Here is a 16468-nt window from a genome sequence, read left to right on the forward strand (position 1 = left end):
CCGACCCCTTCATTACTAGTGAAGTGCTCTGCCAACTGAGCTAAGTCAGCAACTCTTGTGCCTTAGCACAGTTATTAATTTAACCATTAATTGCAGACTTTTGCAAGTCTTTTTGGCAATTTTTTTATTTTTTCGGCTTATTTGCGCCGAAAGAACTAAAATCAGCAAGGAGGAAAAATATGGAAAAATTTACCGGCATACCTGTCAGCTTTCAACTGGTCTGGCTTCTGCGGATCCTGCTGTCCGCCTTTTGCGGCGGTCTGATTGGCTTTGAGCGGGCAACCCAGAGAAAGAGCGCGGGCCTGCATACTCACGTCGTGGTAGCCATTGCCTCCACCCTGTTTTCTATCGTCTCCAAGTACGGGTTCTACGACATGCTCACTTTCAGCAACGTTTCTTACGATCCATCGCGAATCGCCTCTTTGACGGTCACGGGAATTTCCTTTATCGGTGCTGGGACCATCCTAGTCCATAAAGAGCAGATTTCCGGATTGACGACCGCCGCGGGACTCTGGGCCACTTCAGCCATCGGAATCGCGATTGGGGTCGGCCTTTACTGGGTTGGAATCGTGGCTGCTGTCCTGCTCCTGCTCGTGCAGCGCTTTTTGCGGGAAGAAACGGTCCTCAACCTGCTCCGCAAGGTCAGCATCAGTCTCTTGATCGAAGCCAGCAACACGCCCCATATCCTGGAAACCATTCAAAGCGAACTGGAGAAGAACGAGGTTCACCAGCTCAGCATCAAGATCATCAGCGTCTCTGACGACCATGTCCTTTTCAGCTGCGATGGCGAAATCGCCAGCCGGATCGATGAAAACCAGATCATCATGAACCTGCGCAAATACCCGGATATCAAGCGCATCACTTACTCGCCCGGCAGCAAGTAGCCCTCACGTGAAAGAAACTGACAGAGTGCTAAAAAGCCTTCCCCGCCCCGCTTTTTGGACAATAATGTACAATGTTAGCTAAGGAGGTTTTTGTGATGGCAACAACATTAGACTATCTGCGCTGGCGCGGGGATCTGACCTTCAGTGAACGGCGCTTCAACAGCCTGGACGCGTCCCTTTTTGCATCCCTGGCCTACCTGGCCTTTGACCCCAGCGTCGCCGGCCACTCTTTAAAAGAAGTCTGTGAGGCACTCTACCGCCAGCACGACCCCAAGCAGTCATTTGATCCCAAAGAGAAGACCGAGCTCCTGCTGCTGCCGCGCTCGCCCCGCTATGCTGGAATCGAGATCCTTGACTGGGTCAACAAGATGGAGGCTGAACCTGAGCCCATGCAGTTCAACGCTGGGGCCTTCCGCCTGGATGACTCCACGATCATCGTAGCCTTCCGTGGAACCGACCAGTCCATGATCGGCTGGAACGAAGACATGATCATGAACTACACCCCCGAAATCGAAGGGCAGAAGGTCGCGGCCAAATACCTGGACAAGATCGGCTGGGCCTTCCCTGACGACAAAATTTTTGTCACTGGCCACTCCAAGGGCGGCAATTACGCCCACTACGCCATGGCCTTCGCTGATCCCAGCATCCAGGACCGGATCATCCGCACCTACAGCTTCGATGGGCCGGGCTACAGCCAAGAAGTCTATGCCTCGCCAGGCTTTCAGCGAACTATGGACAAGATGAAGACCTACATCCCTGAAAGTTCCATCATTGGCACCATGCTGGACCACACCGAGCGCGTCCTGGTCGTCAAGTGCACCATGCCGGCGGCCAACCAGCATGATCCCCGGACCTGGAGCGTGGGCCGGGACAGCTACGTGCTGGCCCCGGACGGCCTGACCAAAACGGCCCGGATGATCCGCCACTCCCTGATCCAGTTCAACCACAACATCCCCAACAGCAAGCGGGGACAGATGTGGTCGGCCCTTTTTGACGCCTTTGGCAGCCTGGACATTACCAAGATTGACCAGATCACCGGACTTACGGGGACTTACCGCTTTGGCCGCGCCTACCTGGCCATGGATCCGGAAATGCGGGCCATCTTCCGCCAAATCTTCAACAGCATCATTGAAACGGCCCGGCAGAGCTTCACCCTCCCCTTTGCCAAGCCGGCTGAAGACCCCTTGGAAAAAGTCAAGCACTTCAACGACTCCCGTCAGGGCCCCATCTTTTTTGAGGCTTACGACCTGTCCCAAGACTAATGCCCTACGACACTTATCTAACTTAGATGAGTGTTTTTTCTTATTTTTTGAACCGATCTCCAAAAAAACGGCCCACTCAAGCAAACGCCAGCCGGCGGAGCTTTTTATTCTAGTGGCAGCTGGTACTTGGCCCGGGCCTTACGGACCTTCTTCCAGTGATAGAGGTTTTCATCCGCGGAATTGATGATCCGCGTCAGGCGGGCGCCATCATCCACGTAAGCATAAGCCTTCCCGTAAGAAAGCGTGACGTGGTCCGCGATCCCGTCCAGCGGCTGGGCCGCGATTGCCAGGCGCAGGTCTTCCATCCGCTTGGAAAAAGCAGGAGGGGCCAGCTTGGTCATGACGATAAACTCATCCCCGCCATAGCGGTAAGACTGCCCGTCAAAAAAGCGGCGCAGGGTGGCCCCCGTGAGCTGGATCACCTTGTCTCCGGCCACGTGCCCGTGAGTGTCGTTGAAACGCTTGAAATCGTCGATGTCCATGATGGCCAGGCAGATATCCTCCCCCTGCAGCTTGTCAAAGTCCCGCAGCAGGCTGTAGCGGTTCTTCAGGCCAGACAGCTCGTCATAAAGCGAGATCTTCCGCAGCATGTCGTAGCTCTCCGCGTCCAGAATCGTGGCAAAAGCCGTCAGACAGAGGGCCAGGACGAAGGTGTCGATCCGGGTCGCGAAGCGGTAGTCAATATAGTTGGCCAAAAGCAAAAACAGCCCCAGTACCACGACCGCCGCGTAGCGGTTCTGGAAGTCATCCTGGTGGATGGTCGCGGTCACGATGATCATGACCACGTAGACCGCCGCGTACAAGAGGCCGATCCAGCTCCAGGGGCCGCTGACGTACTCACTGCGGCTGGAGATCACGTAGACGTGGTCGCGCAAAGGCGGCACCAGCAAGAAGGCGACAAAGGCCAGCAGCGGAATGGCACAGGCCAGGGCCAACTTCTTATCCACCTGCCGGCTGGTCAGGCGCAAGAAGAACAAAAAGACGAAGAAGACGGCCACGGCTTGGGCAATGCTGGCCAGCAGGTTGGCAAGCACGACCAGTCTATACTCGTCAACCCGCCCGTCCACGCGCAGAAACACAGAGTAGGCCCGGCAGACCGCATAAACGCACACTGCTGCCTCAGCATGCATTAAGGCCTGCGTTGAGGGCCGCTTGTCTTTGATGTAGATTGTTTGGAAGATCAGCAGCAGCAGCGTCAGCATCCCCGCTGGCACGTCGTACTCCAACAGTATTTCAGGTATCATCGGCTCACTTCTTTGCTTATTGATTTAGCGCTTATTGATGATTGCTTATCTACCTCTTATTTTAATTTTTTCATGAAAAAATTAAAGGACAAACAGCTTCCGCTCCAAACAAAAAGGACCTGCAGCAAAATCTGCAAGTCCTTATCAATTAATTTTCAGGCTGGTCGAGGATGTTGGAGAAGCGGTTGTAAGGCTTGGAGAACATCAGCTTGGTGGAGCCTCTGCGTCCGGAACGGTTCTTCTCGATGATGACTTCGATCTCGACGTTTTCCGGGTCGTCCCCGTCCTTCTTGTCATCGCCGTCGCCGCCATCTTCATCGCGGTAGTAGTCTTCTCTGTACAAAAAGCCGACGATGTCGGCGTCCTGTTCGATTGACCCGGATTCACGCAGGTCAGACAGGATCGGCCGCTTGTCCTGGCGCTGCTCAACCGACCGGGACAGCTGGGACAGGGCAATGACCGGCACGTGCAATTCCTTGGCCATCTTCTTCAATTGCCGCGAGATCGCGGAAACTTCTTGCTGGCGGGATTCGCTTCTTGGCCCTTCAATCAGCTGCAAGTAGTCGATCACGACCAGGCCCAGCTTGCCCTCCTGCTTTTGCAGGTTCAAAGCCTCTGAACGGATCTCGCTGATCTTGATCCCAGGCGTGTCGTCAATAAACAACGGCGCCTTGCTCAAGCCGCCGGCCGCCAGCTCCAGGCGCGACCAGTCCTCACTGTCCAGATTCCCGGTCCGCAGGTGCTGGGAGTCAATCAGCCCCGTTGAGGCGATCAAGCGCTGCACCAATTGCTCGCCTGACATTTCCAGCGAGAAGACGGCGACCGGCTGGCGCCCTTCCAAGGCCACGTTCTTGGCAATGTTCATCGCGAACGAAGTCTTACCAACCCCAGGCCGGGCAGCCAGGATGATCAATTCATCTTCGTGCAGGCCCGTCGTCATCTCATCCAGCCCCTTGAAGCCCGTCCTAAGCCCGGTAACGGTATCGTGGTTCTTGGCGTTCTCGGTGATCTGACGGACCGCCTCTTTAACCAGTTTCTCGATGTCATGGAAGCCATTACTGCTCCGCTGGTTGGAGACGTTCATGATCTCGCTTTCGGCGTCAGACAGGATGTCTTCTACCGGATCCGCCCCCTGGACGGCATTGGTGATGATCTTCTGGCTGGCATTGATCAGATTGCGCAGGACTGACTTCTGATGGACCAGCTTGGCGTAGTCCTTGACGTGGTAAGAGGTCGGCGTGGCCCCCAGCAGGTCGGTAATGTAGGAAATATCCCCAATCTCATCCAGCTGCCCCCGCCGCTCCAGTTCCGCCTGGATGGTTACCGGGTCAATGGACTGGCCCTCGTCAGCCAATTTGAGCATGGCCGAATAGATGATCCGGTTGGCGTGGTCATAGAAGTCGGTGGCTTCCAGCACCGCGCTGACGTCGTTGATCGCTTCCGGATCGATAAAGATTGCCCCCAGGACGGCCTTTTCAGCGGCAGCGTCATGCGGGACTTGTTGTGCAAGCAGGTTATCCATGAGTCTCCATCACATCTTCCAAATCATTAACAAAAATCCGCTCTGGCCCGGCCTTTTCCGGCTTATTCTTCAGTAATGTGCACCCGCACCTTGGATTCAACGCCCTTGAAGAGCTTGACTGGCACGTTGGTGTAGCCCAGGGCCTTGATTGGCTCTGGCAGGTTCAGCTTGCGCTTGTCAAGCTTGATGCCAAACTGCTGGTCCAGAGCTGCCACGATCTTCTTGCCGGAAACTGAGCCGAACAGGCGGGCATCCGCGCCGGCCTTGGACTTCAGTTCAACGACCGTTCCGTCTGCTTCCAGCTTGGCCTTGATGGCTTCGGCTTCAGCCTTTTGAGCCTCGTATTCAGCCTTTTCGTTGGCTTCCACCCGCTTCAGGGTGTTCAGGTTGCCCTTGTTGGCTTCCTTGGCCAGGCCGCGCTTGATCAGGAAGTTTTGCGCGTAGCCGTCTGGCACGTTCTTGACTTGTCCCCGCTTGCCGCGGCCCTTAACGTCTTGCATAAAAATAACTTTCATGAGTCCTTCTCCTTTGCTTGTCGCTTATCTTTCTAGTATTGCCATTGTTTCCTGCCGGCCTAGCTGTTTTCCTGCAAATACTCGTCGATCGCGGCCAGCAGCTGCTTGCAGGCCTCTTCAACCGACACGTCCTTCAGCTGCGTGGCCGCGTTGGACAAGTGGCCACCGCCGCCCAGCTTCTCCATGATCACCTGGACGTTGATATGACCCATCGACCGGGCGGAAATCCCAATCGTGTCGCCGGCGCGTCTGGTGATGGCAAAAGAAGCCGAGACCCCTTCCAAATCCAGAGCCGTATCGGCCGCCTGGGCCGTCAGGATTGGGTCGATGACCTTGTTTTCCGGCCCCTGCATGACCGCCATCTTTGGCCGCAGCATCTGCAGGCTGGCCACCAAGTGGGTTCTGACCAGGAAGCTGTTGATGTCTTCCTTTAACAGCTCGGACACGGTTGCCGAATTGGCTCCAATAGAGCGCAGGTAGCTGGCCGCGTCAAAAGTTCTGGTCCCGGTCCGCAGGGAGAACTCCTTGGAGTCGACCGTGATCCCGGCCAGCATGGCCGTAGCTTCCAGATTGGTCAAGACCCGGTTGCCGTCTGCCGGCTGCTGGTATTCAACCATTTCAGTCACCAGTTCGCTGGCTGATGAGGCATAAGGCTCAACATAGGTCAGCATTGGGTTCTCTGGGAATTCCTCCCCCCGCCGGTGGTGGTCGATGACCACGATCCGGTTCTTCAAACGGTCGTAAAGCGGCTGGTCGTAGGTAATGGAGTACTTGGAGTGGTCCACCATGACCAGCAGCGAGTTGTCAGTTGCTTCCAGATTGGCCTCTTCCGGATCGATAAACAGGTCCAGGTCCGGGCTGGCTGCCTGCATCTTCTTGACCAGGCGGTCAACGTCGTAGTTGCAGTGGGCGGTATCCAGCAAAAAGCGGGCCTTGACCCCATGCAGGCGGGCAATCTTGACGACCCCGATCCCGCTGCCGACAGAGTCCATATCAGGCCGCTGGTGCCCTTGAACGAAGACTTGGTCAGCATCCTTAAAGAGCTCACTGAGGGCCTGAGAGACCATTCTAGCCCGGACGCGGGTCCGTTTCTCCATGGGATTGGACTTTCCGCCATAGAATCTGGCCATCTGGCCCAATTCCCGGAGGACGACCTGGTCGCCCCCCCGCCCCAAGGCCAGGTCCAGGTTGGCCTGGGCCTGGTTGGCAATCTTGCGCAGAGAGTCGCCCCCATAGGCGATCCCGACGGACAAGGTCAGGGGCGTGTTGTTGCGGCTAGTTTCCAGACGGATCTTGTCCAAGACCGAGAACTTGTCGTCTTCCATGGCCTCCAGGTCATGCAGGTGGGTCAAGAGCAGGAAGTGGTCCTCATCGATCCGCTTGAGGTAGGCCCTGAACTTCTTGGCGTAGTCGTTCAAGGTCGTCTGCAGATAGGTGCTGGTTCTGGCCAGCTCCTGGTCATGCATGCGCTCGCTCAATTCATCGTAGTTGTCAATGAAGATCTGCCCGATGGCCAGGCGCTCGGCCTTGTACTTGTCGGCAATGTCCGCGTAGCGGGTGATGTCCAGCAGGTAGATGACCCCAATGCTGTCCTGGACCACCATTTCAAACTGGTGGCCATCCCACTTGACGACCTTGCTTTCCGAAGTCTTGGCGTTCAAGGCATCTTCCAAAAGCTGCCCCAGGCTCTCATCGACCTCTCCGATGGTCTGGCCGATGACGTCCTTTTCGCCCAAGTAGAGCTGCAGGTAGGGGTTGACCCATTGGATCCGGCGCGATTCGTCATAGAGCAGAATCCCCAGCGGCATCTTGATCATGGCTTCCTGCTCCCCCCGCTTGATCCGGTAGGACAGGTTGGCCGCGTAGTTGTTGGTGTTCTTTGCCAGAATGTAAATGCCGAAAACGACCCAGAACAGGGAGAAGACAAAGATCAGCAGCAGTGCCACCCCAAAGATCCGGTTGATAAAGAAGGCAAAAAAAGTGCTGAGCAGTTCCAAGACGATGATGGCGATGACCGCCACCGTCAGTCTGCTGTCCCGCACAAACTCTGGCAATTCAAGTTTGCGTAAAAATTGCTTCATAAAATTCTTCCACGTTAAAAAGTAGATTAAACTATTTTCTATTATAACCTACCAGGAGGGAAAACAAAAAGGACCAAGCATTCTCTTGGAATGCTTGGTCCTCTTCTTACGTATTGTGATCCGCACGTCAGAAGACTTAGTCTTCAGCTACGAATGGCAGGAGACCCATGATCCGGGCTCTCTTGATAGCGTTGGCAACCTTGCGTTGGTTCTTAGCGCTAGTACCAGTGACACGACGTGGCAAGATTTTACCTCTTTCTGAGATAAAACGTTTCAACAGATCAACATCCTTGTAGTCTACGTAGTCGATGTGGTTAGCTGCGATGAAGTCAACCTTGCGACGACGACGACCACCTCTTCTTTGTTGAGGCATGTCTTCAGATCCTTTCTTTTCTAGATTTTAGTTAAAATGGAAGATCGTCATTTGAGACGTTGATCGAGCCGTCGGAGTTGTCAAACGGGTTGGCGTTTGACCCGGCGTTCCCGAAGTCGTCCTTCTTATTATCTTCATTCAGGCTTGAGCCGTTGCCAGCGCTTGGAGCGCTGCCTTGGCTGCTGCCAAAGGCGTTGTTGTTATTGCCGCCAAAGCCTGAGCCGTAGTTGCCGGCACCATAGGCACCGTCGCCTTGGCCATAGCTGTTACCGCCAAAACCGCCTTGTTGCTGACGGGCTTCACGCTCACGGCGTGATTCCAGCAGGGAGAAGTTGTCAACGACGACTTCCGTTACATAAACCCGCTGCCCGTCTTTGTTATCGTAGCTTCTGGTTTGGATGCGGCCTTGGATGCCGACCAAGCTGCCCTTGCTGGTGAAGTTGCAGAAGTTCTCTGCTGACTTGCGCCAGATGACACAGTTGATAAAGTCCGCGTCTCTTTGCCCATTGGCATTTGAGAATTGCCGGTCTACGGCAAGAGTGAACGTAGCAACCGAGATGCCGCTCCCAGTGGTACGTAATTCAGGATCACGTGTTAAACGGCCAACAAGTACAACGCTATTAATCATACTCATTTCCTCCTATCCTTTATTACGGAAAACTACAATTTATTTCTTGGTGGACTACTTGTCCAGCTTAACAGTCATTGAACGCAGAACTGAGTCGTCGATCTTGCTCAAACGGGCAAATTCGTTGACAGCAGCAGCGTCGTTGGCAGTAAAGGTCATGATGTAGTAACTACCTTCACGATACTTTTCGATTTCGTATGCGAAACGACGCTTGCCCCAGTCCTTAGCTTCAACCATTTCACCACCATTGTCAGCGATCACCTTAGTGTACTTGTCAATAATGGCCTTCTTTGCTTCTTCATCAACGTCTGGCTTGATGATGTAAGTAATTTCGTACTTGGTTGACATAAGACTATTGCACCTCCTTTTGGACTAAATGGTTCTTGGCTAAAATCAAGAACAAGGAGTAATTGGTTCTAATTACTCGCAATGACTAATTCTAGCACAAATAACAAAAAATTACCAAACATTTTTCCACGTGATCCGGAACTTTTTTCGTTCCATAAACTATTACACGGAAAAGTCTGGTAATTTTTTGGCTTGGAGCAAAAAGTTATTATTTTAGCTTTTAGCCCCTTATTCTTAATTTTCTTAAGTCTTATTCTTCCTCAGCCGCTTTTTCAGCCGCGTCCTCAGCTGGCACCACGGCCAGGCTGGCAACTTTGGCCTTGTCGGCTACCTTGATCAGGCGCACGCCCATGGTGGACCGGCTGGTTTGGGAGACGTCTTCGACCTTGAAGCGGATCATGATCCCATCAGTGGTGATCAGCATGATGTCGCTCTTGCCGTCAACGACCGCGACCCCGGCCAGCGGGCCGTTCTTTTCGCCAATCTTGGCCGTTTGGATCCCCTTGCCGCCGCGGCCCTTGACTGGGTACTCGCTGGCAGCGGTCCGCTTGCCGTAGCCCTTCTCAGAGATGGTCAGGACTTCATCGCCTTCATTCAAGACTCCGGAGCCGACCACGTAGTCGCCTTCGCGCAGGTTGATCCCGCGCACGCCGGCCGCGCTTCTCCCCATGGCCCGGACGTCTTCTTCCTTGAAGGTCACGGCGTAGCCCAGGTGGGTGGCAATCAGGATCTTCTGCTTGCCGTCAGTGGTCAGGACGTTGGACAGCTCATCCCCGTCCTTGAGGGTCAAGGCGATCAGCCCGTTGTTTCTGATGTTTTCAAACTCGCTGATCTTGGTCCGCTTGACCGTCCCCAGCTTGGTGATGAAGAAGGCGTATTCGTCCTCATGTCCTTGCGCCACGCTGACCATGGTCTGGATGTGCTCGCCCTTGTCGAGCTGGAGCAGGTTGACGACCGGCAGGCCCTTGGCCGTTCTCCCGTATTCCGGGATCTCGTAGGCCTTCTTCATGTAGACCTTGCCCTTGTTGGTGTAGAAGAAGAGGTAGTCGTGGGTGCTTGCGTAGAGCAGGTGCTCAATGAAGTCGCCCTTCTGGACGCCCATCCCCTTGATCCCCTTGCCGCCACGGTTTTGGGTCTTGAAGTCGTCAGCCAGCATCCGCTTGACGTAGCCTTGGTGGGTCAAAGTCAGCAGGACCTTCTGCTCTTCGATCAGGTCCTCGTCTTCGATCGTCACGACCTCGCTGGCCGTGATCTGGGTCCGGCGCTTGTCGCCGAAGCGCTTCTGGATGTCCAGCAGCTCATCGTAGATGATCTGGTCGATTCTTTCCGGCTTGGACAGGATGTCCTTGTAGTCGGCAATCTTGACCAGCAGCTCTTGGTATTCGCCTTCAACCTTGTCGCGCTCCAAGCCGGTCAGGCGAACCAGCCGCATGTCCAGGATAGCCTGAGCCTGGCGGTCGTCCAGGTTGAAGCGACTGATCAGGCCGGCCTTGGCGATGTCGCTGGACTCGGAATTGCGGATCAGGGTCACGATCTCGTCAATGTGGTCCAGGGCAATCCGCAGCCCTTCCAGGATGTGGGCCCGGGCTTGGGCCTTTTCCAGGTCGAACTTGGTCCGGCGGGTGATGACGTCTTCCTGGTGGTCCAGGTAGTACTGGAGCATCTGCTTCAAGGTCAGGAATTTCGGAGTCCCGTTGACGATCGCCACCATGTTGATGGCGAAGTTGGACTGCATCGGGGTTTCCTTGAAGAGGTTGTTCAAGACCACGCTGGCGCTGGCATCCCGGCGGATGTCGATCGTGATCTGCATCCCGCTCTGGTCGGATTCATCGCGCACCCCGGTAATCCCGTCGATCACCTTTTCCCGGGCCAGCTCAGCAATCTTTTGCACCAGCTCGGCCTTGTTGACCAGGAAAGGAATTTCGGAAACGATGATCCGCTCGCGGCCGCTCTTTTCGGTCTCGATCTCGGTCTTGGCCCGGACCACGATGTTCCCCTTGCCGCTTTCATAGGCCCGGAGCACCCCGCTTCTGCCCATTAAGATCCCGCCAGTTGGGAAGTCAGGGCCTGGAATGGCCTTCATCAGTTCCTTGGTGGTCACGTCCGGGTTCTTCATCAGCATGTGGATGCCGGAGATGACCTCAGACAGGTTGTGCGGCGGAATGTTGGTGGTCATCCCGACCGCGATCCCGCTGGACCCGTTGACCAAAAGGTTCGGGATTCTGGCTGGCAGGACGACTGGCTCGTTTTCCGTGTCGTCGTAGTTTCTCTGCCAGTCGATGGTGTTCTTGTTGATGTCGCGCAGCATTTCCACGGCAATCTTGCTCATGCGGGCTTCCGTGTAACGCATGGCGGCTGGCCGGTCGCCGTCGACGGAACCGAAGTTCCCGTGCCCGTCGACCAGCATGTAGCGGTAGGCGAAGTCCTGGGCCATGTGGGCCATGGCCAGGTAGATTGAGGAGTCGCCGTGCGGGTGGTACTTACCCATGACGTCCCCGACGATTCTGGCACTCTTCTTGTAAGGCTTATCAGGCGTGACGCCCAATTCGTTCATCCCGTAAAGGATCCGGCGCTGGACTGGCTTCAAGCCGTCGCGCACGTCGGGAAGCGCCCGGGCGACAATAACCGACATGGCGTAGTCCAAGAAGGAGCTGCGCATAGTCTTCGTCAGATCAACATTGCGAATCCGGCGGTCTTGTCCTTGATTCTCGTTATCCATCTAATCCTCCCTTAAGCATCCAGGTTTTCAACGTATTTGGCGTTGCTTTCGATAAACTTCCGCCGCGGGCCAACCTCGTTGCCCATCAGCATTTCAAAGACCTCATCCGCGTCAGCGGCGTATTGCGGGTCTACCCGGTCCAAGCGGCGGTTTTCCGGGTTCATGGTCGTTTCCCACAATTGCTCAGGGTCCATTTCACCCAGCCCCTTGTAGCGCTGGACGATTGGCTTCGGGCTTGGCTGCAGGGTCCCCAGGTAGTCGTGCAGCTCCTCGTCGGTGTCCAGGTACTTGACCAGCTTGCCCTGGCGGACTTGGTACAGAGGCGGACGGGCGATGTAGACGTAGCCCTTATCGATCATTGGCCGCATGTATCTGTAGAACAGGGTCAAAAGCAAGGTTCTGATGTGGGCCCCGTCGACGTCGGCGTCAGTCATGATGATCAGCTTGTGGTAACGAGCCTTGGAGACGTCGAAGTCAGCCCCAAAGCCAGTGCCCAGAGCCGTAAACAGGGTTCTGATTTCCTGGTTGGCCAGGATCCGGTCCATTGAGGCCTTTTCCACGTTCAGGATCTTCCCGCGGATTGGCAGAATCGCCTGGGTCAAGCGGCTGCGCCCTTGCTTGGCGCTGCCGCCGGCGGAGTCCCCTTCGACGATGAAGAGCTCGGAGATCTTCGGGTCGTTTGAGGTGTTGTCAGCCAATTTCCCTGGCAGGTTGGCGATTTCCAAGCCGGACTTCTTCCGGGTCACTTCGCGGGCGCGCTTGGCAGCCACGCGGGCCCGTTCAGCCAATTGCCCCTTTTCCACGATCTTGCGGGCCACTTGCGGGTTTTCCATCAGGAAAGTGGAGAAGGTTTCCGAGAAGGCCCGGTCAACGGCCGTTCTGGCATCAGAGTTGCCCAGCTTGGTCTTGGTCTGCCCTTCAAACTGCGGGTTCGGGTGCTTGACGGAGACGACCGCGGTCATCCCTTCGCGGATGTCTTCCCCGGACAGGTTGTCATCCTTGTCCTTCAGGATCTTGGCCTTGTGGGCGTAGTCGTTGACGACGCGGGTCAAAGCCGTCTTAAACCCAGCCTCGTGCATCCCCCCTTCATAGGTGTGGATGTTGTTGGCAAAAGTCATCAGCGTGGTCTTGTAGCCAGTGGTGTACTGGAGGGACACTTCCACGTCGATGCCTTCATACTTGCCTTCCACGTAGATTGGGTCGTCAAACAGCACTTCCTGGTCTCGGTCGAGGAAGGAGACGTACTCTCTGATCCCGCCCTCGAAGTGGTAGACGTCGGTTTCGGCCGTGTCCTTGCGCTTGTCGGTGAAGGTCAATTTCAGGCCCTTGTTCAGGAAGGCCAGCTCGCGAATCCGGTTTTTCAGGATCTTGTCGTCAAAAACCGTGGTTTCGGTAAAGATGTCCGGGTCTGGCCAGAAGCTGACGATGGTCCCGTGCTCAGTCAGCGGCACTTCGCCGATTTGGTGAAGCTCCTCGGTGACGCGGCCATGGTCAAAAGCAATGAAGTACTTCTTGCCGTCCCGCATGACGGTGACGTTCAGCTTGGTCGACAGGGCGTTGACGACTGAGGCCCCCACCCCGTGCAGACCGCCGGAAACCTTGTAGCCGCCACCGCCGAACTTGCCGCCGGCGTGCAGGACCGTGTAGACCGTTTCTACGGCTGGACGGCCAGTCTTCTTTTCGATGTCGACCGGAATCCCGCGCCCATCGTCTTGCACGGTCACGCTGTTGTCAGGGTTGACCGTGACTTCGATCTTGGTGGCAAAGCCGGCCAGGCATTCGTCGATCCCGTTGTCGATGATTTCCCAGACCAAATGGTGCAGGCCTTGGGAGCTGGTAGAGCCGATGTACATGCCGGGACGCTTGCGGACGGCTTCCAGGCCACCGAGCACTTGAATCTGGCTGGCATTGTACTTGTCGGCTTCTTTTTCGAATTTTTCTGCTTTTGCTTTGGCTAATTTGCTATTTTCGTCTGCCATTTACCCTTCCTCTTTTTCTTTAATCTGTCCGGATTGAATGTAGTAGATCTTAGGCTGGTCGGCTATTTCCCGGGAAATACCCGCCAGATCCGTCGTCGTGATAAAAGTCTGCGTCTGGCCCTGGATAAAGGTCAGCAGAGCCCCCTGCCGCAGGTGGTCCAGTTCGCTCATCACGTCATCCAGGAGCAGGATCGGACTTTCATTGGTCAGCTGCTTGATCAAGCTGATTTCCGCCAGTTTCAAGCTCAGGGCAATCGTCCGCTGCTGTCCCTGGGAGGCATACAGGTGGGCGTTCTTGCCCCCCAGCTGGAACTCGATGTCGTCGCGGTGGGGGCCCAGCTGGGTCGTGGCCCGCCGCAGCTCATCGGCTCTGACCTGAGCCAGGCGCTGGCTGATCTTCTCCTGGATCTGCCTGGGCGCGTCCGCCTCGCTGATCTCCTTGACTGAAGGCCGGTAGATCACCCGCAGGTCTTCTCTTCCCAGGCTGATTGCCTGGTAGGCCTTGGCCGCGTAGCGGCTTAAGTCCGCCAGGTACTTGTAGCGGCGGGCAATGACCTCGCTGGCGGCTTGGGCCAGCTGGTCGGACAAAACGTCCAAAAGGACCTGGTCCTTCGCCCCGCCCTTGGCCAGCTGCTTCAAGTAGTTGTTCCGCTGCTGGAGGACCTGCCGGTACTTGCCCGCGTAGTAGAGATACTCCGGACTGACCTGGCCGAATTCCAGGTCCATGAAGCGCCGGCGGATGCCAGGCGCCCCCTTGACCAGGTCCAGGTCTTCCGGGGAGAACAGGATCGCGTTCAGGTGGCCAACGTACTTGGACAGGCGGCCCTGCTCGATCCGGTTGACCCAGGCCAGCTTGCCCTTCTTGCTGATGACCAGGCGCAGGTCCAGCTCGACCTGGCTCTTGTGAACACGGCCTTCAAGACTGGCAAAGTCAGCCCCGAAGCCGATCAGCTCCTTGTCGTTGCTGGTGCGGTGCGAGCGCGTCAACGCCAAGAAGTAGATGGCTTCCAGCAGGTTCGTCTTGCCTTGGGCATTTTCGCCCAAAAAAAGATTGACCTTGGGGTCAAAGTCGAGCTCCAGCGGCGCCAGGTTGCGAAAGCCTGCCGCCTTAAAGTGACTCAGGTACATTAAAGCCCCTTGGTCAGTTCATAGCTTTCCCCGGCAACTTCCAGCTTGTCGCCAGGATAAAGCTTCTTGCCGCGGCGGTCTTCCACTTCCCCATTCAAGAGGACTGGATTTTCTTTCAAGTACCACTTGGCCTGGCCGCCGGAGGAAACCACGTTTTCGTCTTTCAATAATTGACCCAAAGTGATGTACTCACCGTTGATCGCTAAAGTTTTGATAAGCGTCACCTTCCACCCTGAAAAAATAAACCTTCGTTAAAACACTAATAATCCACTTATAATTATAGCCTTTTTCGGGCTAAAACTCAATCAAGACAGCCCTTTTTAGGCCCTCTGAGCGATTTTAGCCCTAACTAGTATTGGAGTACTCAACCGCCTTACAAACATTCAGAAGTGAAAAAAAGCCCCCTTTCGCCGAAAGAGGACAAAAAAAGCCGTCCAACGGACAGCTTTTCGTGATTATTAGAAAGTTCTGATTGGCGTGATCAGCTGCACGAATTCGACCCCTTCCTTGGCCGGAACGACCGTGAATGGACGCAAAGGCTCAGTGAAGTTGATCTTGACGGCATCAGCCACGCTTCTGGCGGCCCGCAGGGCAGCCTGCATGTAGTCCGGGTTGAAAGAAATGCTCAAGTCGCGGCCATCCAGGTTGGCAAAGCCGACCTTTTCTTCCACTTTGCCGATTTCCGGTGAATTGCCCGAAACGGTAACTTGGCCGTTAGCCACGTCCAGCTTCATCTGCACGGCATTGTTCCGGTTGGCGTGGGTCACCAGGCTGGCCCGGCTCAAGGTGCTGGATAGGTCGGCAATGTCGAATTGGACATGGGTCGTTGAGGAAGCTGGCAGCAGGCGGTCAACGTCTGGGTAGACCCCTTCCAAAAGCCGGGTATAGAAGTTCAAGCTGTCAATCTTGAACATGACCTGGCTGTCGCCCAGGAAGATCTTCAGTTCTGGATCGGATTCGCCAATGATTTGGGCCAGATCCTGCAAATTCTTCCCTGGCAGGATCATGGACACTTCGCTGGCTGGACCGTCTTCCGTCGCCATGGTTCTTTGCGACAGACGGTGAGAGTCGGTGGCCACGGCCTTGATGTGGTCCTGGGCAAAGGTGAAGTTGACCCCAGTCAGCGCTGGCCGGCTGTCTTGGGTGGAAACCGCGAAGACGGTGGCGTTGATCAGGTCCTGCAGGGTCTTGCCGCGAACCGAGAATGAGGCTTCATCGCTGATTTCCGGCAGGCGCGGGTAGCTGCTGGCGTCCAAGCCGTTGATCGTGTAGTCGGCATCCCCGGAGACGATTTGAATCTGCAGCCCTTCTTTGACCTCAAAGTCAAAAGTGGTGTTTGGCAGCTTCTTGACGATTTCAGAGAAGAAGTGGGCGTTGACGACGACTGAACCAGCTGAGAAGAAGATCAGGTCGGCATTTTTTTCGCCTTCGCTGGTCTTGGTTGGAATAGCGGCTTCAATAGAGATGTCCGTGTCGCTCCCAGTCAGCAGCAACCGGTTTTCGTCAAGGTCCAGCTTGATCCCGGTCAAAATTGGAATTGAAGCCCGTGATGAGACAGCCTTGAGGACGTCATTTAATTTGTTTATGAACAAGCTGCGATCTACAGTAAATTTCATTTTTCCTCCTCGATGCTTGCATGCTCTTTTATTATTATTCTATTAAATATATGTAGTATTAGTAGTAGGGCCTGTGGGTACTGTTGAAAAGTGACCCCAAGCCGCGGAAATACGGGATTCGGCCTGTTGCTAACCTGTGGACAACTTAAGAACTTTTCCACATGTTATT

General features: G+C 55.3%; 14 protein-coding genes. 2 read left to right on the plus strand and 12 right to left on the minus strand.

What is annotated here, in order from left to right:
• Positions 1-179 precede the first annotated feature (179 nt).
• Together OCH80_RS07340 and OCH80_RS07345 are read left to right on the plus strand one after the other, a co-directional pair.
• Positions 180-884 (plus strand): MgtC/SapB family protein, encoded by a 705-nt coding sequence (locus OCH80_RS07340; protein ID WP_154548938.1) that lies wholly within the window; start codon positions 180-182, stop codon positions 882-884.
• Between the two features lie 95 nt (positions 885-979).
• The gene (locus tag OCH80_RS07345; RefSeq protein ID WP_404539464.1) at positions 980-2146 is read left to right on the plus strand and encodes a DUF2974 domain-containing protein; all 1167 of its coding nucleotides are present in this window, start codon (positions 980-982) and stop codon (positions 2144-2146) included.
• A gap of 104 nt (positions 2147-2250) precedes the next feature.
• On the opposite strand, the gene OCH80_RS07350 is transcribed toward OCH80_RS07345, so the two are convergent.
• The 12 genes from OCH80_RS07350 to dnaN form a co-directional block, all read right to left on the minus strand.
• Positions 2251-3390 (minus strand): GGDEF domain-containing protein, encoded by a 1140-nt coding sequence (locus tag OCH80_RS07350; protein WP_404539467.1) that lies wholly within the window; start codon positions 3388-3390, stop codon positions 2251-2253.
• Positions 3391-3538: 148 nt separating this feature from the next.
• Entirely contained in the window at positions 3539-4912 is a 1374-nt protein-coding gene (dnaB, locus tag OCH80_RS07355; protein WP_404539470.1) for a replicative DNA helicase, read from the minus strand.
• A gap of 62 nt (positions 4913-4974) precedes the next feature.
• On the minus strand, positions 4975-5427 hold the full coding sequence (gene rplI, locus OCH80_RS07360) for a 50S ribosomal protein L9 (RefSeq protein ID WP_206989648.1): 453 nt from the start codon (positions 5425-5427) through the stop codon (positions 4975-4977).
• 59 nt (positions 5428-5486) lie between these two features.
• On the minus strand, positions 5487-7508 hold the full coding sequence (locus tag OCH80_RS07365) for a DHH family phosphoesterase (RefSeq protein WP_404539473.1): 2022 nt from the start codon (positions 7506-7508) through the stop codon (positions 5487-5489).
• A gap of 136 nt (positions 7509-7644) precedes the next feature.
• The gene (gene rpsR / locus OCH80_RS07370; protein ID WP_003612635.1) at positions 7645-7881 is read right to left on the minus strand and encodes a 30S ribosomal protein S18; all 237 of its coding nucleotides are present in this window, start codon (positions 7879-7881) and stop codon (positions 7645-7647) included.
• Positions 7882-7912: 31 nt separating this feature from the next.
• Complete coding sequence (ssb, locus tag OCH80_RS07375) at positions 7913-8509, minus strand: single-stranded DNA-binding protein (RefSeq protein ID WP_404539477.1); 597 nt, start codon at positions 8507-8509, stop codon at positions 7913-7915.
• A gap of 54 nt (positions 8510-8563) precedes the next feature.
• The gene (gene rpsF / locus OCH80_RS07380) at positions 8564-8857 is read right to left on the minus strand and encodes a 30S ribosomal protein S6 (protein WP_404539480.1); all 294 of its coding nucleotides are present in this window, start codon (positions 8855-8857) and stop codon (positions 8564-8566) included.
• Between the two features lie 250 nt (positions 8858-9107).
• On the minus strand, positions 9108-11576 hold the full coding sequence (gyrA, locus tag OCH80_RS07385; protein ID WP_404539483.1) for a DNA gyrase subunit A: 2469 nt from the start codon (positions 11574-11576) through the stop codon (positions 9108-9110).
• An 11-nt stretch (positions 11577-11587) separates the two neighbouring features.
• On the minus strand, positions 11588-13555 hold the full coding sequence (gene gyrB / locus OCH80_RS07390; protein ID WP_154548927.1) for a DNA topoisomerase (ATP-hydrolyzing) subunit B: 1968 nt from the start codon (positions 13553-13555) through the stop codon (positions 11588-11590).
• On the minus strand, positions 13556-14683 hold the full coding sequence (gene recF, locus OCH80_RS07395; protein ID WP_404539484.1) for a DNA replication/repair protein RecF: 1128 nt from the start codon (positions 14681-14683) through the stop codon (positions 13556-13558).
• Positions 14683-14907 carry a S4 domain-containing protein YaaA gene (yaaA, locus tag OCH80_RS07400; protein WP_302188022.1) on the minus strand — a complete coding sequence of 75 codons (225 nt, stop codon included), beginning with the start codon at positions 14905-14907 and terminating at the stop codon, positions 14683-14685. Before yaaA ends, recF begins: the two co-directional genes overlap by 1 nt.
• 234 nt (positions 14908-15141) lie before the next feature.
• Positions 15142-16299, minus strand: coding sequence for a DNA polymerase III subunit beta (dnaN, locus tag OCH80_RS07405; RefSeq protein WP_154548925.1), 1158 nt, complete (start codon positions 16297-16299; stop codon positions 15142-15144).
• Positions 16300-16468: the final 169 nt, after the last annotated feature.

Origin of the sequence: Lactobacillus sp. 23-2, from assembly GCF_044902225.1 — a bacterium.
GTDB classification, from domain to species: domain Bacteria; phylum Bacillota; class Bacilli; order Lactobacillales; family Lactobacillaceae; genus Lactobacillus; species Lactobacillus absianus.